The 22,485-nt window shown below is 63.0% G+C and carries 26 protein-coding genes; 14 read left to right on the top strand and 12 right to left on the bottom strand.

The window, feature by feature from the left end:
• Positions 1-29 precede the first annotated feature (29 nt).
• On the top strand, positions 30-1,118 hold the full coding sequence (locus IVB12_RS03755; protein ID WP_247295771.1) for a TRAP transporter substrate-binding protein: 1,089 nt from the start codon (positions 30-32) through the stop codon (positions 1,116-1,118).
• Between the two features lie 386 nt (positions 1,119-1,504).
• A complete protein-coding gene (locus IVB12_RS03750; protein ID WP_247295769.1) occupies positions 1,505-1,870 on the top strand; it encodes a hypothetical protein in 366 nt (121 codons plus the stop codon).
• A 228-nt stretch (positions 1,871-2,098) separates the two neighbouring features.
• On the opposite strand, the gene IVB12_RS03745 is transcribed toward IVB12_RS03750, so the two are convergent.
• The 5 genes from IVB12_RS03745 to IVB12_RS03725 form a co-directional block, all read right to left on the bottom strand.
• Positions 2,099-2,443, bottom strand: coding sequence for a hypothetical protein (locus tag IVB12_RS03745; RefSeq protein WP_247295766.1), 345 nt, complete (start codon positions 2,441-2,443; stop codon positions 2,099-2,101).
• Positions 2,444-2,632: 189 nt separating this feature from the next.
• Complete coding sequence (groL, locus tag IVB12_RS03740; protein WP_247295763.1) at positions 2,633-4,252, bottom strand: chaperonin GroEL; 1,620 nt, start codon at positions 4,250-4,252, stop codon at positions 2,633-2,635.
• A gap of 38 nt (positions 4,253-4,290) precedes the next feature.
• Positions 4,291-4,605, bottom strand: a complete 315-nt coding sequence (groES, locus tag IVB12_RS03735) for a co-chaperone GroES (protein WP_247295761.1) — start codon at positions 4,603-4,605, stop codon at positions 4,291-4,293.
• 214 nt (positions 4,606-4,819) lie between these two features.
• Positions 4,820-5,935 (bottom strand): glycosyltransferase family 4 protein, encoded by a 1,116-nt coding sequence (locus tag IVB12_RS03730; protein ID WP_247295758.1) that lies wholly within the window; start codon positions 5,933-5,935, stop codon positions 4,820-4,822.
• 55 nt (positions 5,936-5,990) lie between these two features.
• Positions 5,991-6,425 (bottom strand): sigma factor-like helix-turn-helix DNA-binding protein, encoded by a 435-nt coding sequence (locus IVB12_RS03725; protein WP_247295756.1) that lies wholly within the window; start codon positions 6,423-6,425, stop codon positions 5,991-5,993.
• 494 nt (positions 6,426-6,919) lie between these two features.
• Here IVB12_RS03725 and IVB12_RS03720 point away from each other — a divergent pair, with 494 nt between their 5' ends.
• The 7 genes from IVB12_RS03720 (at position 6,920) to IVB12_RS03690 (ending at position 11,486) form a co-directional block, all read left to right on the top strand.
• Entirely contained in the window at positions 6,920-7,372 is a 453-nt protein-coding gene (locus IVB12_RS03720) for an Hsp20 family protein (RefSeq protein WP_247295754.1), read from the top strand.
• Between the two features lie 99 nt (positions 7,373-7,471).
• Positions 7,472-7,957 carry an Hsp20/alpha crystallin family protein gene (locus IVB12_RS03715; protein WP_247295752.1) on the top strand — a complete coding sequence of 162 codons (486 nt, stop codon included), beginning with the start codon at positions 7,472-7,474 and terminating at the stop codon, positions 7,955-7,957.
• Positions 7,958-8,049: 92 nt separating this feature from the next.
• Entirely contained in the window at positions 8,050-8,412 is a 363-nt protein-coding gene (locus IVB12_RS03710) for an SPW repeat protein (RefSeq protein WP_247295750.1), read from the top strand.
• Between the two features lie 64 nt (positions 8,413-8,476).
• Positions 8,477-8,803 carry a hypothetical protein gene (locus tag IVB12_RS03705; protein ID WP_247295749.1) on the top strand — a complete coding sequence of 109 codons (327 nt, stop codon included), beginning with the start codon at positions 8,477-8,479 and terminating at the stop codon, positions 8,801-8,803.
• Between the two features lie 287 nt (positions 8,804-9,090).
• Positions 9,091-9,231 (top strand): hypothetical protein, encoded by a 141-nt coding sequence (locus IVB12_RS03700; protein ID WP_247295825.1) that lies wholly within the window; start codon positions 9,091-9,093, stop codon positions 9,229-9,231.
• A gap of 239 nt (positions 9,232-9,470) precedes the next feature.
• The gene (locus tag IVB12_RS03695) at positions 9,471-10,145 is read left to right on the top strand and encodes a response regulator transcription factor (RefSeq protein ID WP_247295747.1); all 675 of its coding nucleotides are present in this window, start codon (positions 9,471-9,473) and stop codon (positions 10,143-10,145) included.
• On the top strand, positions 10,146-11,486 hold the full coding sequence (locus tag IVB12_RS03690; RefSeq protein ID WP_247295744.1) for an ATP-binding protein: 1,341 nt from the start codon (positions 10,146-10,148) through the stop codon (positions 11,484-11,486).
• Positions 11,487-11,555: 69 nt separating this feature from the next.
• On the opposite strand, the gene IVB12_RS03685 is transcribed toward IVB12_RS03690, so the two are convergent.
• The 4 genes from IVB12_RS03685 to IVB12_RS03670 form a co-directional block, all read right to left on the bottom strand.
• Positions 11,556-13,211: a TRAP transporter large permease subunit gene (locus IVB12_RS03685; protein ID WP_247295743.1), complete on the bottom strand. Its 1,656-nt coding sequence runs from the start codon at positions 13,209-13,211 to the stop codon at positions 11,556-11,558.
• A gap of 26 nt (positions 13,212-13,237) precedes the next feature.
• The gene (locus tag IVB12_RS03680; RefSeq protein WP_247295741.1) at positions 13,238-13,819 is read right to left on the bottom strand and encodes a TRAP transporter small permease subunit; all 582 of its coding nucleotides are present in this window, start codon (positions 13,817-13,819) and stop codon (positions 13,238-13,240) included.
• 171 nt (positions 13,820-13,990) lie between these two features.
• Positions 13,991-15,043 (bottom strand): GTP 3',8-cyclase MoaA, encoded by a 1,053-nt coding sequence (gene moaA, locus IVB12_RS03675; protein ID WP_247295739.1) that lies wholly within the window; start codon positions 15,041-15,043, stop codon positions 13,991-13,993.
• Between the two features lie 367 nt (positions 15,044-15,410).
• On the bottom strand, positions 15,411-16,103 hold the full coding sequence (locus tag IVB12_RS03670) for an HAD-IA family hydrolase (RefSeq protein ID WP_247295814.1): 693 nt from the start codon (positions 16,101-16,103) through the stop codon (positions 15,411-15,413).
• Positions 16,104-16,269: 166 nt separating this feature from the next.
• On the opposite strand from IVB12_RS03670, the gene rpiA reads away from it, so the two are divergent.
• From rpiA to IVB12_RS03650, 4 genes are all read left to right on the top strand, one after another.
• Complete coding sequence (gene rpiA, locus IVB12_RS03665; protein ID WP_247295737.1) at positions 16,270-16,983, top strand: ribose-5-phosphate isomerase RpiA; 714 nt, start codon at positions 16,270-16,272, stop codon at positions 16,981-16,983.
• Between the two features lie 2 nt (positions 16,984-16,985).
• The gene (locus IVB12_RS03660) at positions 16,986-17,525 is read left to right on the top strand and encodes a DUF2059 domain-containing protein (protein WP_247295735.1); all 540 of its coding nucleotides are present in this window, start codon (positions 16,986-16,988) and stop codon (positions 17,523-17,525) included.
• 126 nt (positions 17,526-17,651) lie between these two features.
• Positions 17,652-19,040, top strand: a complete 1,389-nt coding sequence (gene gor / locus IVB12_RS03655; RefSeq protein ID WP_247295733.1) for a glutathione-disulfide reductase — start codon at positions 17,652-17,654, stop codon at positions 19,038-19,040.
• Positions 19,041-19,126: 86 nt separating this feature from the next.
• Positions 19,127-19,468 carry a hypothetical protein gene (locus IVB12_RS03650; protein WP_247295731.1) on the top strand — a complete coding sequence of 114 codons (342 nt, stop codon included), beginning with the start codon at positions 19,127-19,129 and terminating at the stop codon, positions 19,466-19,468.
• Here the strand turns inward: IVB12_RS03650 and IVB12_RS03645 are convergent.
• The 3 genes from IVB12_RS03645 to IVB12_RS03635 all read right to left on the bottom strand — a co-directional run bounded on the left by IVB12_RS03645 (position 19,453) and on the right by IVB12_RS03635 (position 21,774).
• Positions 19,453-19,638, bottom strand: a complete 186-nt coding sequence (locus tag IVB12_RS03645; protein ID WP_247295729.1) for a hypothetical protein — start codon at positions 19,636-19,638, stop codon at positions 19,453-19,455. The genes IVB12_RS03650 and IVB12_RS03645 overlap by 16 nt on opposite strands.
• Before the next feature lie 61 nt (positions 19,639-19,699).
• Positions 19,700-20,926 (bottom strand): carboxylate-amine ligase, encoded by a 1,227-nt coding sequence (locus IVB12_RS03640; RefSeq protein ID WP_247295728.1) that lies wholly within the window; start codon positions 20,924-20,926, stop codon positions 19,700-19,702.
• A 20-nt stretch (positions 20,927-20,946) separates the two neighbouring features.
• Positions 20,947-21,774, bottom strand: coding sequence for a class II glutamine amidotransferase (locus tag IVB12_RS03635; protein ID WP_247295725.1), 828 nt, complete (start codon positions 21,772-21,774; stop codon positions 20,947-20,949).
• A 131-nt stretch (positions 21,775-21,905) separates the two neighbouring features.
• Between IVB12_RS03635 and IVB12_RS03630 the strand changes: the two genes are divergently transcribed.
• A complete protein-coding gene (locus tag IVB12_RS03630) occupies positions 21,906-22,286 on the top strand; it encodes a nuclear transport factor 2 family protein (RefSeq protein WP_247295813.1) in 381 nt (126 codons plus the stop codon).
• Positions 22,287-22,485 lie beyond the last annotated feature (199 nt).

Below are 22,485 nucleotides of genomic sequence, written 5' to 3'. Positions count from 1 at the left end.
CACAATCAGATCCATCAGGGTAGGAAATCATGAAGAGAAGAGACTTCATCAAGGTCACGGGACTTAGTGCGGCCGGTGCCGCCACGCTCGCCGCGCCTGCGATCGCGCAGTCGATGCCGGAAATCAAATGGCGCATGCCGACGAGCTGGCCGAAATCGCTCGACACGCTGTTTGGCGGCGCCGAGATGATGTGCAAGATGGTCGCTGAAGCGACCGACAACAAATTCCAGATCCAGATCTTCGCCGCCGGCGAGATCGTGCCGGGTCTCCAGGTGCTCGATGCCGTGCAGAACGGCACCTGCGAGATCGGCCACACCGCGTCCTACTACTATTTCGGCAAGGATCCGACCTTCACCTTCGGCTCAGCCGTGCCGTTCGGTCCCAACATGCGCATCAACCAGGCCTGGTACATGCAGGGCGGCGGGCGCGACGTCCTCAACGAGTTCTACAAGAACTACAACGTCATCTCGCTGCTCGCGGGCAACACCGGCTGCCAGATGGGCGGCTGGTTCAGGAAAGAGGTCAACACGCCCGACGATCTCAAGGGCATGAAATTCCGCATTGGCGGCTTTGCCGGACGCGTGCTCCAGAAGCTCGGCGTGGTGCCGCAGCAGCTCGCCGGCGGCGACATCTATCCCGCGCTGGAGAAGGGCACCATCGACGGCGCCGAATGGGTCGGCCCCTATGACGACGAGAAGCTCGGCTTCTACAAGATCGCGCCGCATTACTACTATCCCGGCTGGTGGGAAGGCGGACCGATGCTGCTGGCCTTCGTCAATCTCGACAAGTGGAACGCGCTGCCGAAATATTACCAGAGCGTGCTGGAGCAGGCCGGCCACTACGCCAACAACTACATGATGGCGCGCTACGACACCGCCAATCCGCTGGCGCTGAAGAAGCTGCTCGCCGGCGGAGCCAAGCTGCACGCCTTCTCGCCGCCGATCATGGACGCCTGCCATAAGGCCGCCAAGGAGCTGCACGCCGAGGTCGGCGTCACCAACGCCAACTTCAAGAAGGTCCACGATTCCCTCGCCAAGTTCACGAGCGACGGCTACGCCTGGTTCCAGGTCGCCGAGGTCGGCTACGACATCTTCATGGCCCGGCGCTCCCAGAGCTGATCACGCCACGTGTTGCCTGCAACGCCCCGGAGCGGAAGGCTCCGGGGCGTTGTTGTTGCGGCGTTCCGAAGCACGTCCAAAACAAAAACAGCGAAAACAACCCCATGCACAGTAGACGAGGGGTGATAGCGGGATTGCCTGTCGGTGCTGCCAATAGGCTGATATGTCGAGCTAATTAGCGGGATGAGACGATCGGCGGGCAGCTGGCGTCCGCGCCGCGATTTTGGGCGCGAAACTAGCGCTAGGGATGCCGAGCGACGGATTCGTTTTGCTGTTCCGATTCTGTGAATTACGGAGCCCGCTTGACTCGTCGGGCAAAACAGTGGCAAAAAGCGAAAATCGTATAATCCGAAATTTGGGTTCGCGCCGATCTGGGGGGAATGGCCATGAGCTTTGATCCCGATGAAGTTCAAGACGCACTGCGAAAGGCATGGTCGTCATCGACAGCCAGCCAATGGACCGCGGACAATCCGGCGGCCGGGCAATGCAATGTCACTGCGCTGCTCATTCATGAACTGTTCGGCGGCCAGTTGCTGAGGACACCGCTGCCTGCCGCGGACCATTTTTACAACCGGATCGAAGGCGTGAGGTACGACTTCACGGCGAGCCAGTTCGATCGGCCGATCGTTTACCTGGATTTGTTGGCAAGTCGTGCGGAAGCGGAGCTTGGTGCAACAAACGACGAACTAGCGGAACTCAGAACAGCATTTCAGGAACATCATGCCAAGCGAGGCAAGGGTTCAATGCCTTAGCGAACAACGCCTGCCGCGTCCTCTGCGCTGGGCATGAGCCAATCGAGCCCGAGAACGCCGGCTTCGAGGATAAGGCGACAATACCGCGGAGGGTTCTCGGGGGCCCAAGGCAAGCACGAGGCTCCCTCCCGCGAGGCGGAGTTTCACGCCGCTGCAGCCACCGATCTAAGCATCGAGGCTGCAAGCGATCTCAGGCGCGGAGTTCACCGACGCCGGGGATGTTCGGGTTCAAGAGCCGAACGACGGTGCCGGAAGCTCGCGCGGCGCCAGCATGAACCAGGATGAAGGCGTATCCGCCGTCATCAAGCTATCGACCCTGGTATTCACGCCAGCGTTCCACTTCATCCATGGCATCGACTCAAGATGAGGAATCGGTGGGAGCGCGATCTTCCTTTCGAACGCGTCGGCCGGAAGGGGTTTGCCCGGCATACGATCCATTCCCCAAGCCGCCAGCGACGGCAGCAGGAGGATCGCAGCGATCGACGCCGTGAGTATCCGGCGGGCCAGGCGTTGCGCGAGCACTACGCGGGATTTCTCCGCCCGAGCGGAGATAATGATGTGATCGCTGATCATCTCATCCTCCTATCGTTCGAAAAAGACTGATCCAGGCGATCGTGGCGCAGCTGAGGGTGAACATCAGCCAGTGCACGGCCGCCGCTCCGTTTCTACGCAGCCTTTGCTGACGATCTCTGCTCATCTGACCGCTCCTCGTACGTCGATGTCTCCTTTCCTGGTCGAGACGTGGGTCCGTTACTTGCTAAGTTAGAAGTCCATCTGCGGCGCGGCTGGGGCTTCCACCTTCTTTGGTTTCTCGGCGACGAGCGCTTCGGTGGTGATCAGAAGGGCGGCGATAGACGCGGCATCCTGCAGGGCTGTGCGAACCACCTTGGCCGGGTCGATCACGCCGGCCCGCACCAGATCCTGGTACTCGCCAGTCGCGGCGTTAAAGCCCCAATTGTAGTCGCCGTTTTCGATCAGCCTGCCGACCACCAGCGAACCGTCCTCGCCAGCATTCTCGACGATCTGGCGGGCTGGCATCTGGATCGCCCGGCGCACGATGTCGACGCCGGCCTTTTGGTCGGCGTTGGCGGTCTTGACGCGTTCAAGCGCCTTGAGCGCCCGCAACAGCGCCACTCCGCCGCCCGGCAGGATGCCTTCTTCCACCGCAGCGCGCGTCGCATGCATCGCGTCGTCGACGCGATCCTTGCGCTCCTTGACCTCGACTTCAGTGGCACCGCCGACCCGGATTACGGCCACGCCGCCCGCGAGCTTGGCAAGCCGCTCCTGCAACTTCTCGCGATCGTAGTCCGAGGTGGTCTCCTCGATCTGCAGCTTGATCTGGGCAACGCGCGCCTCGATGTCCTTCTTGGCGCCGGCGCCATTGACGATGGTCGTGTTCTCCTTGTCAATTACCACCTTCTTGGCCCGGCCGAGCATGTTCAGCGTGACGTTCTCGAGCTTGATGCCGAGATCTTCGGCGATCATCGTGCCGCCGGTGAGGATCGCGATGTCCTCCAGCATTGCCTTGCGGCGATCGCCGAAGCCCGGCGCCTTGACGGCTGCGATCTTGAGCCCGCCGCGCAGCTTGTTCACGACCAGCGTCGCCAGCGCCTCGCCTTCGATGTCTTCGGCGATGATCAGCAGCGGCTTGCCCGACTGCGCCACCGACTCGAGCAGCGGCAGCATCGATTGCAGTGCGGACAGCTTCTTCTCGTGGATCAGGATGTACGGGTCTTCGAGCTCCGCCCGCATCTTTTCGGCATTGGTGACGAAATAGGGCGACACATAGCCGCGATCGAACTGCATGCCCTCTACCACCTCCAACTCCGTGTTGAGGCTCTTTGCCTCCTCCACGGTGATGACGCCTTCGTTGCCGACCTTCTTCATGGCCTCGGCGAGGAAGCGGCCGATCTCAGTGTCGCCATTCGCGGAGATCGTCGCGACCTGGGCGATCTCGTCGTTCGCCGTGACCTTCTTGGCGTGCGATTGGAGGTCCTTGACGATCGCCTCGACTGCGAGGTCGATGCCGCGCTTGAGGTCCATCGGGTTCATACCCGCTGCAACCGACTTGGCGCCTTCCTTGACGATCGATTGCGCCAGCACGGTCGCAGTCGTCGTACCGTCGCCGGCGACGTCGCTGGTCTTCGACGCCACCTCGCGCACCATCTGCGCGCCCATGTTCTCGAACTTGTCTTCGAGCTCGATCTCCTTGGCCACGGTGACACCGTCCTTGGTGATGCGCGGCGCCCCGAACGATTTCTCCAGCACCACGTTGCGGCCTTTCGGTCCGAGCGTCACCTTGACAGCGTTTGCCAGCGTATCGACGCCGCGCAGCATGCGGTCGCGGGCTTCCGTCGAGAATTTGACGTCCTTGGCAGCCATGACGTTCTCTCCTTTGCCGTTCAATGAGTGTCAGCGCTTCACGCGGCCTTCTTCGTCGCGGCGGCCTTCTCGATCACGCCCAGTAGATCGCTTTCCTTCATGATGAGAAGTTCTTTGCCGTCGATCTTCACCTCCGTGCCGGACCATTTGCCGAACAGCACCCGGTCGCCGACCTTCACGTCGAGCGGCACCAACTGGCCCTGTTCGTTGCGGCCACCCGGCCCGGCGGCGATCACCTCGCCCTCCTGCGGCTTTTCCTTCGCCGTGTCCGGAATGATGATGCCGCCGGCGGTCCTCTCCTCGGCATCGATGCGTCGCACCAGCACGCGATCATGCAATGGACGGAAATGCATGCACATCCTCCCCTACAATTCAGCGATGTCATAAGAACCGGGGGCCGCAACCGGCCGTCCGGCCAAATCGACCTAGGCGCGGCAAAGATGAGGTCAAGAGGGGCTACGAAAATTTTTCGACACCGCCGGCGACGACTTGCCGTGCACGGCGGGACGGAGCGGCGCCCTTGCCGGCTTTCCGCAGTGCCGCAGGTCCGCCCCTTCAATGATCCTTTTACGCGGCCGTGGGCGGCGCTCCCGGAGCGGTGTCCGTGGAGGTCGGCCGAACGCGCAGCGAGTGCCGATAGCCGGAGTTGGCGGTAAGGCTGCGAAGCATCCTCTGGTAGATCCTGGTATACTCCGTCGCCATGCGGGCGGACGAGAAACGTCCCTCGAACCGGGCGCGGATGGCTTTGCGGTCGAGTGCCAGCAATCCGGGAATGGCCCGCACCGCCTCATCGACGTCGGACACGATACGGCCGGTCAGTCCGTCGTCGACGATTTCCGGGACCGATCCGCAACGGAAGGCGAGCACCGGCGTGGCGCAGGCCATGGCTTCGATCATGACCAGACCGAAAGGCTCCGGCCAGTCGATCGGGAAGAGCAGCGCTGCCGCATTGCCGAGAAATTCGCTTTTGGCGCTCTCATTGATCTCGCCGATGAACTCGATTCCCGACTCGTTCAGCATCGGCGCGATGACACCGCGAAAATAGGCTTCATCGGCCTTGTCGACCTTGGCAGCTATCTTGAGCGGAAGCCCCGCCGCCCGCGCAACTGCAATAGCGCGGTCGGGACGTTTCTCCGGTGAGATGCGGCCGAGAAACGCGAGATAGCCGCCTTTCGGGCTGAAGCTGGGGGTGTGCAGATCGAGCGGAAGGCCGTGGTACACCGTCGCCACGAAGTTCGCGCCTGAGAGCGGCGCCCGTTGCGCGTTCGAAATCGAAACCAGCGGCATGTCGGAAAATCGGCGGTAGAACGGCATATGGTCCAGCAGATCCTGCCGGCCGTGCAACGTTGTCAGCGTCCGGCCGCGTTCGGACCGGAACAGCGGAAAATGCAGATAGTCGGTGTGGAAGTGCAGGATGTCGAACTCATCCGCGCGCTCGCGCACCTTGTCGAGCATGACCATCTGATGGGGAATAGCATCTTGCACGTCGGGATCGAGGCGCAGCGCACGAGTGGTGCAGGGAACGAGCTCGGCCGAGGTAATGGAGTCCTGACTCGCAAACAGCGTCACTTGGTGACCCTGTCGCACCAGCTCCTCGGTCAGCCACGAAACCACCCGCTCCGTTCCCCCATAAAGCCGGGGCGGGACGCTCTCGAACAGCGGGGCAATCTGCGCAATCTTCATCTTCTTCCCTCCGCGATTAACCGCTGCGCCAGCCCCGATCGGGACGGCGCGCAGATCATCCAAACGGGAGCGCATCGCGTTCCTGACCTTTTGCAGTGCGCGAGCGGACCCGCTCGCGCGATACGCCGAAAGTGCCGGCAAGCTCCGCCAGGGTCTTCGGCTGTTCGGCCAGGAATCGCGCCCCGACGATATGGCGCTCACCGAGGTCAAGGAGAGCGAGCGCGTCCTCCGGTGCGCTTCTTACCCCGCTACGATCCTCCGCCTCCGACAGCAGCCTCTTCGGGTCGGGCGCCGGATCGATCAGCCAGTCCTCGATTTGCTCGGCCCCGTGCTCCCGCGTCGTGGGCAGGTTGAGCGAAGTATCACCCCGTATCCAGCCGTTCATCTCGACGACCTCGCGCGAGGCTACTTTTTTGTCGGTGATATTCGACCTGCTCCGGAGCAGGTGGCGGGCAGACTCGATCGGACTGACAGGGTGCTCATTTTCCAATTCCTCCTCGGAGCAAAGCGGGTGAGCTCCCCCAGCATGCGCCTGGGCCCAGAAGCGGCGCCCAGGCGCGCCATGCCGGCGGCGCTCACAAAATGTCGTATCTTCCGAATTGTTCCTTCGAGAAATAACAGCCGCGCCGGGCCCGTGTGAGCAGGGAAATGCAGGCGGTGAATCCGACAATGGCCTTAACGGCCTCGATTTACGGAGCTCCCGTGCCGACTCCAAAGGTGTGGGCCGGCCAAGCATGGGGCTGGTGGCGCAAGCGCGAAGGTGGCCATCTGCAGCGGCGGCTGATGCGAATACAACAATCTACCGAAGCCGAGGTCGGGACGGCAAAAATACAATTCGAGGGCGCATGGCGCTCTTGAAAACGATCGGCGCCGTTCTAGCTCTTGGTTGCCACATGTGTGGCGCCGGACGCCCTCAGGGTCCGGTCAAGGCCGTCGGAAAACCGGCGTTGCTCCTATCCATGTTGCTCCAAGGAGGATGTGGTTATGAGAACTTACGAAATGCCCCCGTTCTGGCGCTCGAGCGTCGGCTTCGATCGTCTGTTCGACCTCGTCAATAACGCGACGAATGCGGACGACGATTATCCGCCGTACGACATCGCGCGTATCGGTGAGAACCAGTACCGGATCACGCTGGCACTGGCAGGCTTCAGTCCCGAGGAGATCACCATCACCGCCGAGCAATCGACGCTTACGGTTGAGGGGCGCAAGCCCAGCAAAGGTGATCAAGACTACCTGTACCAGGGAATCTCCCTGCGGCCGTTCCGCCGCGTTTTCAACCTGGCGGACTATGTCCAGGTCAAGGATGCGACGTTCGAAAACGGCATGCTGAAGATCGCTCTGGTTCGGGAAATCCCGGAGGCGATGAAGCCACGTCGTATCGCGATCGAAGTCGCCGGCAACGACAACCAGCAAATCGAAGGAAAGCAGACCGCCTGACGGAGTTCCGTTCGGGCCGTCGAAACCGCCTGCGCGGCGTGGCCGCGCGCGGCCGAATTTTGTCAAGTGAGCATGAAGAAAACACGAAGGAGGAAAGCTATGCCACTACGTGATCTCATTCCCCGGAATAGCGGCTCTCGCGATCTGAGTCCGCACCGCAGCGAAGCCAATCCGTTCCTCGCGCTTCATCGCGAGATGAATCGGCTGTTCGATGATGCGTTCCGCACGTTCGACGTCACTCCGTTTGGCTCCCAAGCGACCGGATGGCCGAACATCGAAGTCAATGAGACGGAGAAGGAAGTCAAGGTCCTCGCCGAGCTTCCCGGTCTCGAGGAGAAGGACGTCAACGTCGAACTGAGGGGCGGTCTGTTGACCATCAGCGGCGAAAAAAGGAGCGAGACCGAAGACAAGGAGCGCCGCTTCAGCGAACGCTACTACGGACGCTTCGAGCGCTCCGTCCCGGTCGACGATGTCGATCAGGACAAGATCGAGGCGTCTTTCAAGAATGGCGTGCTCGCCGTGACGCTGCCGAAGTTACCGACCGCGCAGCAAAAGGTGAAACGGATCGCCATCAACGGCAAGTAACCGCGGGACGGGCGGGAGTTCGCTTTCGCACGTCGCCGGACTGGCCTGTGCAAAGAGAGTGAGGGAAAGGAGCCAATGTAAGGAGTTGCAACATGAACACCATCTGGAAAAAGGACATGATCGCCGATGGGGTCAACCTTGTGATCGGCCTCGGCTTGTTCATCTCGCCGTGGGCCTTCGGGTTCGCCGCTGAAAGTCCCACTAACTGGAATGCTTGGTTGAGCGGCATCTTGATCGCTGCGCTGGCCGTGGCGGCGCTGGCGATGTTCGCCGAATGGCAGGAGTGGATAGCTCTGGCCGCCGGCGTTTGGGTCGCCGTGTCACCCTGGGTGCTGCACTTCTCGGCCAAGGCAACGGTGGCACCGCTCCACGTCATCGCCGGAATCCTCGTCGCCGCTGTTGCGGCTCTCCGAGTCTGGCAACTGCATCAGGGTCATCCACGTGTGACAGCGTGAATGCTCGGTGAGGGGAGGCTGCGGCCAGCCTCCCTTCGCAACTGACCTGCGCGAGTGCGCCATTTTGCTGGCCAAGCTTGTTGCCCGCGAGATGAACGATGATGGTGCTGCAGTGAAAGGGAACACGCCAATAGTTTCTCCGTCGACGTTTGCGCCAAGCGGAGAGATCGTGCTGACCTCGCGCTTGTACACGCTCGATAAGAAGCGTCGCCGGGTCCTTGCAGGCCTTACCCCTGAGGAGACGACCGAATTCGAACTTTTGGATGCTCAGCTTCCGCTGGATGGCAAGCCGGCTTGGCGACATTCCGAGCTACCGCTCTCTCCGAAAGAGCAGCGGTGGCTGGAGCTATTCCGAAGAATGGAGGCCGCGCGGAAGCAGACCGCTGCCTGAAGACGATTGCGCGTGCTGATCATGGAGGGTTGGCCAAAATACACGTCCTTCGCAGGAATAGTCTCTTGGGCAAGGAGCCTGTTCGCCGGCGGCTTGCGCGAGAAAAGCCGTTCACTCAGCACAGTGAACGAGGATGCGCTGCAGCAACCACGTCCGCCGATCGTCGCGCAGAAGGCGCCGCCCGGGGCCTCGGGACACGATGGTCCCCAGGATGATTGTTCTCTTCCAGAAGGATTGAGAAGGCCGCGCAAAGGACCGCTCAATAAACATACCGGCCGCAGGCCCAATTGCGGGATCTGAACTTCGTCGTTGAAGGCCCTCATGTGCTGGCGAGACTTGCCGGCGTTGTCCTGGCGACCTGGACCGGCCGGCTCTGGACTGCCATCGCCGAGATCGAAATGGTCATTCCATCGGGACAGTCGGCATGAACCTTCAACTCGGGATTCGCCATGGCGATGAGTTCGCTTTCGGTTTTCATAGGCCTGCTCAAGAAGTTCATCCTTTGGTCTGAGAGAAAGGACCGGTCATCGAAGCTTACGCGAACCTGACAGAAGACCGACCCGCCGCCCCGGTGCTTTTTCGCTGGCCGCAGCGCCGCGAATGCTGGAAAAGAACGCAGATGCGGCGCGAGCCGTGCGGTGACACCGGAACATTCGGCGGGAATTTGATGCGCCTTCTGATCGTCGAGGACAATGCCGAGCTGTCGCGGCTCGTGGCCGGCGGGCTGGCGGCTGCCGGGTATGAGAGCGACATCGTCGGCAGCGCAGCCGAGGCGCGCGAGGCTGTGAGCAGCGTCAGCTATGCCGCGATGATCCTCGATCTCGGCCTGCCAGACGGCGACGGCCTGGCGGTGCTGCGCGAGCTGCGCCTCAAGATGGAGCCGCTGCCGGTCCTGGTGTTGACCGCGCGCGGCGGCGTGCAAGACCGCGTCACGGGCCTGCGCAGTGGCGCCGACGACTATCTCACAAAACCATTCGCGATGGAGGAGCTGGTGGCGCGGCTGGAGGCAATCCTGCGCCGGCCGGGCCAGCTGCTCGGCCGCTCGCTGCGTCTTGCCAATCTGGTCTACGACACCGAGAGCCGCCAGATCTTCGTCGACGACCAGCCGCGGATCATCTCCGCGCGCGAGACGTCCGTGTTGGAGATCCTGTTGCGCCGGCAGGGCCGGGTGGTGCCGAAGAAGAACGTCGAAGATCACATCTTCGGGCTCGAAGGCGAGGTCGCCTCCAACGCGGTCGAGGTCTATGTCTCCAGGCTGCGCAAGCAGCTCAGCGAACACGGCGCCAAGGTGGTGATCCACACCATCCGCGGCGTCGGCTATCTCATGGCCGAGGAAAAATAGGTGGCTGCCGAAGGGCACGTCAGATCGCTCACGTTCAAATCGCTGATCTGGCGGATCGTCTTCCTGCACATCGTGGCGGTCGCGATGGTCGCGATCGTCCTGCCGCTGGTGCTGTTCTGGCTGCTCAATTCCGAGATCGACCAGTTGCACCACGACGGCATGCGCGCCCAGGCCGAGGTGCTGGCGGAGCGCATCGTCGCCCAGCCGGACGGTTCGCTGACGTTCAACCTGCCCGACAGTCTGCGCGGGCTCTATTCGGACGCCTACGGCCGCTATCAGTACGACATTCGCGATGGCGAAGGCCGGCTGTTGTTTTCCTCGCATCGGCGGGCCGCAGCGGCGGCTCCTCGGCCACCCGAGACGATTTCCGGCGCCGGCGTCACCCGGGTGATCGACGGCAAGACGCTGCGCATCCAGGTCGCCGAGGATCTCGCGCATCGCGACGTCATCATCGACGACATCGTCTCGAACTTCTTCCGACGGGTCGGGTGGATCACCATCCCGGTCCTTCTGGTCCTGCTCGCAACCGACATCATCATCTTCCGCCGTGCGATCGCGCCGTTGTGGAAGGCATCGGAGGAGGCCAGCAATATCGGCCCGGCGCGCACCGACATCCGCCTGCCGACGAAGCAGATCCCGCGCGAGATCATGCCGCTCGTCACGGCAGTGAACCAGGCGCTCGACCGCCTCGAGGACGGCTTTCGGGTACAGCGGCAGTTCACGGCCGACGCGGCTCACCAACTGCGTACGCCGCTCACGATCCTGCGCGCGCGGATCGAGACGCTTGGTGACGGCGCGGCACGTGAGGCGCTGCATGCCGACATCGAAGCCATGAGCCGCATCGTCGCCCAGCTGCTGGAGATCGCCGAGCTCGACACGCTGGTGCTCGACCCCGGCGAGACCGCTGACTTGCGCGCCGTCTGTGCCGAGGTGGTCGGTTCGATCGCCCCGTTCGCGATCGCGCAGCACAAGGACATCGCCCTGCGGGGCAGCGACGCACCGGTCATGATCCACGGCAATTCGGAGATGCTTCAGCGTGCAATCTTCAACCTCGCCGAAAACGCCATCAAGTTCACGGCGAGGGACACCGCCGTCGAGGTCGAGGTGGGCGAGGACGGCTCAGTGCGGGTGCGCGATCGCGGTCCCGGCATCGCGGAGGCCGAGCGCGAGCTGATCTTCCAGCGCTTCTGGCGCCGTGACCGCCAGCGCAGCGACGGTGCAGGCCTGGGGCTCTCGATCGTGCGCGGCGTCGCGGACGATCACGCCGCGACCGTCGCGGTGGAGAACCTTCCCGGCGGCGGCGCGGAGTTCACGCTACGATTCAGGTTGGCGGGCAAGTGAGCTGACGCTTCGCTCGCCCCTTTAGAGTCCCTTTAGAGGAGGGTAGGAGGGCAGTCGCGCCCTCCTGCGCTACTTTTGCGGCGGACCGAGATCGAGCGGCGGCAAGTCGATCTGCGGCACTTCGATCTTGATCGTGCTGGGGTCGATGTTCGATTGCACGCCCTTGTAGTGCATCACCATCGAGGGGAACGCGATCACCAGACCCACCATGATCATCTGAATCACGACGAATGGCACCGCCCCCCAATAGATCTGGCCCGTGGTGACAGGCTCCATTCGCTTGCCGGTCACGCGATCAGTATATCGATCCTTCGGCGCGACCGATCGCAGATAGAACAGCGCAAAGCCGAACGGCGGATGCATGAACGAGGTCTGCATGTTGACGCCGAGGATGACGCCGAACCAGATCAGGTCGATGCCCAGATGCTCGGCCGCAGGTCCGAGCAGCGGGATCACGATGAAAGCGAGCTCGAAGAAGTCGAGGAAGAAGGCCAGCACGAACACGAACGCGTTGACGAAGATCAGGAAGCCGACCTGGCCGCCGGGCAGGGAGGTGAGCAGGTGCTCGACCCAGACATGCCCGTTGACGCCGTAGAAGGTGAGCGAGAACACGCGGGCGCCGACCAGGATGAACACAACAAAGGCCGACAGCTTGGCGGTCGATTCCGTGGCCTGCCGGATCAGGTCCCAGCTCAGCCGCCGCTTTGCGGCACCGAGGATGAGGGCGCCGGCGGCACCCATCGCGCCGCCTTCGGTCGGCGTCGCGATGCCGATGAAGATCGTACCCAGCACCAGGAAGATTAGGAACAGGGGCGGCACCATGACGAAGGTGGTCTGCTGCGCCATCTTCGAGAGGAAACGGAAGCCGGTGAGCTTGTCGATGACCCAGTTCAGCACGGCGACGGCGAAGGCGAAGATGATACCGTAGAACATGCTCAGCACGACGTAGTCGGCGCCATGCGTGCTCGAATTGCGCATCATGAACCATCCGAACACACAGCTCGCGAGGAACAGCATGCCGAGCGAGACCAGGCCGCGGCTGCCGTCCTCCTCGCGGAAGCCGATGGCCTCCTTCGGCAGGCCCGGCACGGCCTTCGGGAAGATCATGCTGACGAGGAAGGCATAACCGGCGTAGAGAGCGGCGAGCACGAGGCCCGGGATGAAGGCGCCTTCGTACATGTCGCCGACGGACTTGCCGAGCTGGTCGGCCATCACGATCAGGACGAGCGAGGGCGGAATGATCTGGGCGAGCGTGCCTGACGCGGCGATGACGCCGGTCGCTACCCGGCGGTCATAGCCGTAGCGCAGCATGATCGGCAGCGAAATCAGCCCCATCGAAATCACCGAGGCGGCGACCACGCCGGTCGTCGCGGCCAAAAGCGCGCCGACGAATACCACCGCGTAGGCAAGTCCGCCGCGGATGGTGCCGAACAATTGGCCGATGGTGTCGAGCAGGTCCTCGGCCATGCCCGACCGCTCCAGCACCAGGCCCATGAAGGTGAAGAACGGAATGGCGAGCAGCGTGTCGTTGTTCATCACGCCGTAGACCCGCTCCGGCAGGGCCTGGAGGAAGTCGGGGTGGAATTGGCCGAGCTGCACGCCGATAATGGCGTAGAACAGGCCGACGGCGCCGAGCGAGAATGCCGCGGGATAGCCGAGCAGCAGCACGACGACCAGCGACGCGAACATGATAGGCGCCATATTGGCGATGATAAACGCGGTCATGATTCCCCCTAAACCGTCGCCAACGGCTACTTCTTCTCGATCGCTTCGACGAGATGCTCGACTTCCGCCTCGAGCGCCGACACCTGGGATTCATGCGGATCGGGCATCAGTCCGCGCATCACCGCAATCCGCTTGATCAGCTCGGAGATGCCTTGCACGAGCAGGAGAGCGAACCCGATCATGATCAGGGCTTTGGCGGGCCATTGCGGCAGGCCGCCGGCATTGCCGGATTGCTCGTTGATGTGGAAGGAGCGCTGGAAGAACGGCACGCCGGTGATGATCATCACGATGCACAGCGGAATGAGGAAGAACAAGTGACCGATCACGTCGATCACGTTGCGGGCCGTCTTCGGCAATGCGTTGTTCACGATATCGATGCGGATGTGCTCGTTGTCGAGCAGCGTCCATGACGAGCAGAGCAGGAAGACGATGCTGAACAGCACCCATTGCAGCTCGAGCCACGAATTGGAGGACGTATCGAAGGTCTTGCGGATGACGGCGTTGACCGCCGAGATGATGACGGCGAGCACGATCAGCCATGCCAGGCGCTTGCCCGTCCAGCGCGTGAACGCGTCAATCCTGCTGCTCAACTTTAGGAGCGCTTGCAACGATAGGTCCTCCCCCGATTGTGCCCCGGCCGTCTTGACTGCGCCGAGTTGGCGCGTGGCTTGTCTCGCCGCGCAGGCATGAGGCAGCCGCACCAAACCAGCGGGCGTGCCGCCAGTCAATTGGAAGTTTGTTGATAGTTAAGGGGAATAACACCCGCGGCAGGTTAAGGACTACCCGCCGGTGACGCTCATATGCCTGGAGACACTGGGACGGTTGTGGCGACGGTCGATGATGAAATCGTGGCCCTTGGGCTTGAGCCCGATGGCACGATCGATCGCATCCGCAAGCAGCACATCCTCGTTCGATGCACGCAGAGGTTTGCGCAAATCGGAAGCATCCTCGTGGCCGAGGCAGGTGTGCAGCGTTCCGGTGCAGGTGATGCGCACCCGGTTGCAGGATTCGCAGAAATTATGGGTCATTGGTGTGATGAAGCCGAGCTTGCCGCCGGTCTCGGCGACGCTGACATAGCGCGCGGGTCCGCCCGTGCTCTCGGCTAGGTCTGTCAGTGTGAATTGCTGGGCGAGACGCGCGCGCACCAGGGACAGCGGCAGATATTGGTCGATCCGGCCCGAGCCGATCTCGCCCATCGGCATGACCTCGATCAGCGTCAGGCCCATGCCCTTGCCATGGGCCCAGCGCATCAGATCGGGGAGCTCGTCCTCGTTGAGGTTCTTCAGGGCCACCGCGTTGATCTTCACGCTGAGCCCTGCGGCGCGGGCGGCTTCGATGCCTTCCAGAACCTTGTCGATCTCGCCCCAACGGGTGATCTCGCGAAACTTCCGGGGATCGAGCGTGTCGAGCGAGACGTTGATGCGGCGGACGCCGCAATCGGCGAGCTCCCGCGCATGCTTCGCAAGCTGGGTGCCGTTGGTGGTCAGCGTCAGCTCATTCAAGGCGCCGCTGGAAAGATGCCGCGACAACGAGCGCACCAGCATCATCACGTTGCGGCGGACCAAGGGCTCGCCGCCGGTGAGCCGCAGCTTCTTCACGCCCTTGGCGATGAAGGCCGAACAGAGCCGGTCGAGTTCCTCCAGCGTCAGCAGGTCAGCCTTGGGCAGGAACGTCATGTCCTCTGACATGCAATAGAAGCAGCGCAAATCGCAACGGTCGGTCACGGACACGCGCAAATAGCTGATAGTCCGCCCGAACGGATCGGTCATGGGGCTCGACAGCGCGGCGAGGGGGCTCGCTGTGGCGGCGGGACTGGCGGAAGATCCGTTCATACGGGAGGCCTTGTACTTCGGGCAACTCGCGCACCGACGCTTCAGCGGTGCTCTGAAGCAATCTAAGCATCGGAGAGGCAAAGGACAATCGGGTTCGATAGGTCAGCGCCTCCCGCGCTTGGCTCGGGGGGACGCGGCCCGTGCGGCATCCGCCGGGCTGCGGCTGCCGCCGGTTTCGGCTTCTTCGGCCGCTGCGGCTTACGGACCCGGTTTGGGCGGAGTGGCCGGCTGAAGCTCTGCAAACCCCGGATTTGGCGCGGTGATGGAACCGCTATATCGCCCAGCCGGACCTAACGAGTGCCGCTTGGGCAGGCAACCGCGGACTGCGCGTCGATCACATAGGGTTATCGGGAATAACTGAGATTAATCATTGGTTTGCTGGAGCCTTGGCGGTCATCAGGCTGCGCGCTGCGGCGGGCAGGTCGCGCATGTGATGGATCAGCCGGTCCGGCTTCAGTTCGGCGATCGGCACGTCCGTATAGCCGAAGCTGACCCCGATCACGGGCACCCCGGCCCGCCGGGCCACGCCAACGTCGGTTCCGGCATCACCGACCATGATGGAGGCTTTGACCTCCCCGCCGGCGCGCGCCACGGTCTCGCGGAAAATGGTCGGGTCCGGCTTCTGGACGCCGAACGTGTCCGCGCCGCAGATCGCCGCGAAGCGGCGGCTGAGGTCGAGCTGGTCCAAAAGCCGCTTCGACAGCCATTCCAGCTTGTTGGTGCAGACCGCGAGGCGGTGGCCTTGGGCGGCAAAATGGTCGAGCGCGGCCTCGAGTCCCTCGAAGGGGCGGGATTCCACCGCGATATGGTCGGCGTAATAGGCGATGAAATCCGCCGTCATTCGGTCCATGTCGGCGGTGGTGACAGTGCGCCCCTCGGCCTCGAGGCCCCGCTCGATCAGCTTGCGGGCCCCGGCGCCGATCATGTTGCGGGCCGAGGCCATCGGCACCGGCGGCAGCCCTTCGCGGTCGAGGACGTGATTCAGCGCTGTGATCAGGTCGGGCGCCGTATCCACAAGCGTGCCGTCGAGATCGAAGACGATGGTGTGAGGGTAGGTCATGAGCGAAGCGCTACCGGCCCGGTCGTACCGAAGCAAGGGGCGGGACCATAAGATCCGCTTATAGACCCGATCCCAGACCCTGTTCTCCGGGAAAAAACGAGGCTACATAGGCCGCCGCAACCGGCCACACCCGGCGGCACATTCTCGATCCAAGGCGGGCGCAAACGTGAACATGGACCAGTTAAAGCGGCAGGCGGCCGCGCGCGCCCTCGAGGAGGTGCGTGACGGCATGCAGCTCGGGCTCGGCACCGGCTCGACCGCAAAACATTTCGTCGAGCTGCTCGGCGAGCGCGTCGCCGCCGGGCTCAAGGTGATCGGCGTACCGACCTCGGAAGCGACGCGCTCGGACGCCGAGCGTTGCGGCGTGCCGCTGACCACGCTCGACGAGATCGACCATCTCGACATCACCGTCGACGGCGCCGACGAGATCGATCCCGAGCTCAACCTCATCAAGGGCGGCGGCGGGGCGCTGCTGCGGGAGAAGATCGTGGCGGCTGCGTCGGATCGCATGATCGTGATTGCCGACGAGAGCAAATGGGTGCCGACGCTCGGCCGCTTTCCGCTGCCGGTCGAGGTCATCCCGTTCGGGCTTGGGGCAACGCGTCGCGCGATCGAGACGGCGTTTTCCGAATGCGGCGTTTCCGGGCAGATGGCGGTCCGCAAGGCCAAAGACGGCCACGTTTTCGTCACCGATGGCGGCCACTGGATCGTCGATGCCCAGCTCGGACGTATTATGGATCCATCCGGTCTCGCCAAAGCGTTGAGCGCGATTCCGGGCGTGGTCGAACATGGGTTGTTCATCGGCTTGGCCGGCTCGGCCGTTTTGGCGGGCGGCGAGGGAATCCGCGTGATTGAACGGCGCAAGCCGAAAGGAGACTAGGAATGAAGATCGTGTTGAAATTCTTGCCGGCTGCGACCCTGGCCGTGGGACTGGCCCTTTCAGGCGCCCCGGCAATGGCCCAGCAGGCTGCGCCAAAGGCCGCCGCGCCGGCCCAGCCGAAAGCCTCGCCTGCGGCGATTGCGGCGGCCAAGGAGATTTTGCAGATCAAGAACGCGACTGCGATGTACAGCGGCGCCGTGCCCGGCCTCGTCGAGAAGACCAAGATCGCGCTGATCCAGCAGAATCTCAACTACCAGAAGGACCTCAACGAGGTCGCGCCGATCGTCGCCCAGCAGCTCAACGGCCGCCAGAACGAAATCGGCGAAGGCATGGCGCAGATCTATGCCAGCGAGTTCACCGAGCAGGAGCTCAAGGACCTCGTCACCTTCTACAGGTCGCCGCTCGGCAAGAAGCTGATCGAGGCCGAGCCGCGCGCCATCGGCCTCAGCATGGCCTTCATGAATTCCTGGGCCCAGAACTTCTCCGAGACAGTGATGGGAGCCTTCCGCGCCGAGATGCGCAAGCGTGGCAAGGAGATCTGAGCGCACCTATCTGATAGGAGTCCTAAAGCGCGTCATCGCGCTCCAGGTTGTTATTTGAGCAAGATCTTTTCGGAAAACCGCTCCACACTTTTCCGGAACATGCTCTGAAAGAGGTCGGAGTGGACAATGGCTGAATTCGACGTCGACCTCTTTGTCATCGGTGGCGGCTCGGGCGGCGTGCGGGCCGCCCGCATCGCGGCTGGTTACGGCGCCCGAGTGATGATCGCCGAAGAGTACCGCATGGGCGGCACCTGCGTGATCCGCGGCTGCGTGCCGAAGAAGCTGTTCGTGATCGGCTCGCATTTTCGTCACGAGCTCGAGGACGCCGCCGGCTTCGGCTGGACAGTCCCGCCAGCCACCTTCGACTGGCCGACGCTGATCGCCAACAAGGACAAGGAGATTGCGCGGCTCGAGGCGGCCTACACGGCCAATGTCGAGAAGTCGGGTGCGCAGATCGTCAAGAGCCGGGCGGTGATCGAGGATGAGCACACTGTCCGCCTGCTCGAGAACGACCGCAAGATCACGGCGAAGTACATCCTGATCGCCACCGGCGGGGCGCCAAACCATGGCGCGACGATACCCGGCATCGAGCACGTGATCTCCTCCAACGAGGCGTTCCATCTGAAAAAGTTGCCGAAGCGGATCGTGATTCAGGGCGGCGGCTACATCGCGCTGGAATTCGCCGGGATCTTCGCCGGCTTCGGCTCGGACGTCACGGTGATCTATCGCGGCGACAACATCCTTCGCGGTTTTGACGAGGATGTTCGGACCCACGTTCGCGCCGAGATGGAGAAGCAGGGCATCACCATCCTCACCGGCTGCACCGTGGCCAAGGTCGATCGGCACGGCGAGGAGTTCACCACGCATCTGTCGAACGGGTCGAGTCTCGCCTCCGATCAGGTCATGTTCGCGATCGGCCGCCATCCTGCGGTGGCCAATCTCGGTCTTGAGAACGCCGGCGTCGCCATCAATCCGAACAATGGCGGCATAGCGGTGGATGGTTTCTCGAAGAGCTCGGTCAACAGCATCTATGCGATCGGCGACGTTACCCACCGCTTCAACCTGACGCCGGTAGCGATCCGCGAGGGCCACGCCTTTGCCGACACCGTGTTCGGCAAGCGCGAGGTCAGGGTCGATCATGCCAATATCCCGACCGCCGTGTTCTCGCAGCCAGAGGTCGGCACCGTCGGCCTCACCGAGACGGAGGCACGGGCGCAGTACAGCCACGTCGACATCTACAAGACGACGTTCCGCCCCATCAAGGCGACGATGTCGGGCCGCGACACCCGCGTGCTGATGAAGCTCGTCGTCGACGGGGCGACCGAGCGCGTGCTGGGCTGCCACATCGTCGGCGATGCCGCCGCCGAGATCATCCAGGCGGTCGCGATCGCTGTGAAGATGAAGGCGACCAAGGCCGATTTCGATGCGACGATCGCGCTGCACCCGACCGCGGCCGAAGAGCTCGTTACCATGCGCACGCCGACCGCACGCCACGTGCGCCAGGCGGCGGAGTAGCCTTTCGACTGTGAGGTCTCGGCCTGTGAGGCCTTGACGGTCTGTTCACGTTTTGTTCTTATGCTGCGACCGTCAGGGAGGCAGCGATGGACAACCGTGTCAACGAAATCCGCAGAACCATTCGAGCGCTGCGGGTCAGCATGCTCGAGGCCGAGTCCATCATGCGTGAGCAGGTCGATCGGGACGAGGACTGCAGCTTCATCGCGCAGGAAATCCTCAAGATGCGTTCGGTCATGAGCCTGCTCGTCAAGGAGCGTGCAACGCTCGGCGATGACGAGCCGATCCTCGTCAACTGCCTCTATCTCCGGCGGCGCCGGCAGCCGCGAAAATCATCGGCTGATCGCCTCCCGGAGCCGGCAATATTCCGCCGCAACGCGTGGCGGCGAGGATCTGACCGGAACGGGGCGACCGCTCATTCGAGCGACTGACGGGCAGCCCGCTCAGGCTTGCCGGACGGGCTGTCCGCCCACTTCGCCATGTCCATCGTTCGCACGTCGATGCCTTCGCACCAGAGGCAGCTGAATTCCGCGCGGCCCTTGGCCGAAAGCATCGGGACAAGTCCATGGCCGCAGCCGGAGCAAGACGTGATGCGTTTCATGAGGTTCCTCCACGATGCCCGAATTCAGGACGACATTTCGTTGCCGAAGCTTGCGCGGGCGTTATGACGGAGCAGGAACGCTGCCAATCGGAGCGCTCGTACCTGAGATGGTCGAGGCTGCGATCCAGCGCGAGACTGCCCCGATGTCCTCGGCATGTTCGCGATAGGCGCGAAGCTGGAATTCTGCGGAGCTGCCGCGCGCAACGATGGTCCGACAGTGCTCGACCTCCGCGGCGCAGTTCAGTGCCGCTGCGTCCCCGGCGATGTCGTCGATCACGCGGGAGAGCAGCTCCGAGATCGTAACGGGCCCGTCCTTGGAGGCGAAGATGCAATCGGTGCCGTAGCGCTGGGCGCGCCATTTGTTTTCGACCGCAATCGCGCGTTCGACCGCGGTGACCTCCTTCGACAGGTGGGGCCGCAGGTAGAGGTGCCGCGTCAGGCAGCGATAGAGCGAGGCGATTGCGACGGCGTCGTCGATGAAGGTGCAGGTGTCGGGCGCGCGCAGCTCGAGGGTCGGGTGCCGCATCGCGGGTCGCATCGCCCACCAGATGTGGCTCTCGTCGGGAATCACGCCAGAGCGCTGCAACGCGCCGACATAGTCGTCGAAGTCCTGCTTGCTTTCGAACAGTTCGGGCAGGCCGGTGCGCGGCAGCTCGGAGTAGGCGGCGAGCCGGTAGCCCTTTAGTCCAGTCTTGTGCGAATTCCAGAATGGCGACGAGGCGGAGAGCGCGATGAACAGCGGCAGATGCGGCAGCATCGCCCGCATCACCGCCATGCGCTTCTCGGGATCTGGCAGCTGGACGTGCACATGCATGCCGCACATCATGTTGCGGTGGCCGATGCTGCGCAAATCCTCGATCATCTCCTCGTAGCGTGGCTTCGGACTTGGCTGCGACATGCGCCAGACCGCGGTCGGATGCGTGCCGCAGGCCATGATCACGAAGCCGTATTGCGCGGCGACGTTTGCGACCTCGCGGCGCAGGAAGCGGAGCTCTTCGCGCGCGTCATTGACCTCGACGTGAATGTTGGTCGCGACCTCGAGTTGGGATTGCAGCATTTCCCGCATCGCCTGGCCGCCGGTCGACCAATTCGCCGATTCGAACAGCTCGTTGGGAGTCTCGATCGCGACCTCCAGGCTGCGACGATCGGCGAGGAAATATTCCTCCTCGATGCCGAACGAATATTCCGCCGCCTTGCCGCCTCCGCCGGCGGAGCGAATGACGAAGTGCTGCCTGTCGTCGGACGGATCGAGCCGCAGCAGTTTCAAAACGTCTGAAGCAAATGTCATCATCCCACCCGGCCGAGGTATTACCTGCCGGCAACAATCCTTCTGGACGGGACGGGTTCCGCCTCGCACTCACCCGTAATTGCAAGAGTGAACGGAACAATCTTCACGCTTTCGGACGCGCGCGCGATCAGCGTGTGATTCGGCGGCACTTCGGCCCAATCCTCATCCTTGTCGAACGGCTCCGACGCGACGACGACCTGGCCGCCGGCCTCGCGGAAATACAGCGTGTTCGCGGCGTCGTTGACCGCAACCCGGAACGCGTAGAGATCGTGGCCGTTGGCGATCGCGCTGGTGAAGCGCAGCCGTTCGCGCAGGTGGCCTTCGTTGACGAGACTGACGAGAGCTTGCAGCACGCGGTGAGTTGCGCCGAGCGGATCGCTATCCAGACCCGCGCCCATCATGGCGAGGAATACGGCTTCCGAGTCGGTCGTGCCCAGCCGCGATGGGTAATATGCATCGGGAATCAATGCCTCGACCTTGCGCCGCAGCCGATTCCAGCTCCCGACGAATCCATTGTGTATGAACATCCATTGGCCGCAGGCGAAGGGATGGCAATTCTGCCGCGTCACGGCCGTGCCGGTGGCCGCGCGCACATGCGCGAAGAACAAATGCGAGCGCAGATGGCGGCAGAGATAGCGCAGGTTCTCGTCCGACCAGGCCGGGCGCGTCTCGCGATAAAGACCTGGCTCCGGATGCTCGCCGTACCAGCCGAGGCCAAAGCCGTCACCGTTCGAGCCCGCCGTCGACTGAAGTGAGCGGATGCTCTGCGCGACCAGCGAATGCTCGGGCTCGGTGACGTAGGGCTCGAAGGACGTGGTCTCGCCCCGGTATGCGATCCAGCGGCACATGAGGGATCCTCTCGGGGATATGTCTTGAGCTGCACCAACAGCTCTGACTCCCTCATGGTTCCCGGTGATGTCGGGAGCGCGACGAAGGCCGGCTTCGTTGCTAGGATGCGAGAAAATCGATGGAGATCGAGATGAATGATCGAGCCAAGCTAGCCGCGCTCAAGCGCCATTGGGATGCTTCGGACGCGAGCGATTTCGAGGCGGAGCATGACATTTACTGCGAGGATGCCGTGCTCGACTATCCGCAGTCCGGCGAGCGCATCCGCGGTCGTAGGAACATTCAGGAGAGTCGATTCGCGCAGCCGAACAGGAAGCGATTCACGGTCCGGCGGATTGCCGGTGGAGGCGATTTCTGGGTGAGCGAATTCGTCCTGAGCTATGATGGGGTGCCATCCTACGTCGTGAGTATCATGGAATTCCGCGAAGGCCTGGTGGCGCACGAAACGCAGTATTTTGGTGACAGGTTCGAGCCGTCGCCCTCGCGTGCGCATCTCGTCGAGCGGGTAGGATGAAGAGCACTTCGCCAGGTGCATCCATTCATGCTGGCTCGCTATGCAACGAGCGCCAACCCGACACCGTCGCCCTGAGGTGTGTGACCGCGTAGCGCATTGCATCACTTGGCGAGCCACGAAAGATCGACTCCAGCCCGCTTCCATGGCCATATGGAACCCAATGCGGCGGCTGGTCGCAGCCGTATCGCCTTGATTCCGA

The sequence above is a fragment of the Bradyrhizobium sp. 179 genome (assembly GCF_023073535.1).
Taxonomy (GTDB): domain Bacteria; phylum Pseudomonadota; class Alphaproteobacteria; order Rhizobiales; family Xanthobacteraceae; genus Bradyrhizobium.
The sequence above is the reverse complement of the archived record's forward strand: the minus strand, read 5'-3'. Positions and strand labels throughout refer to the sequence as shown.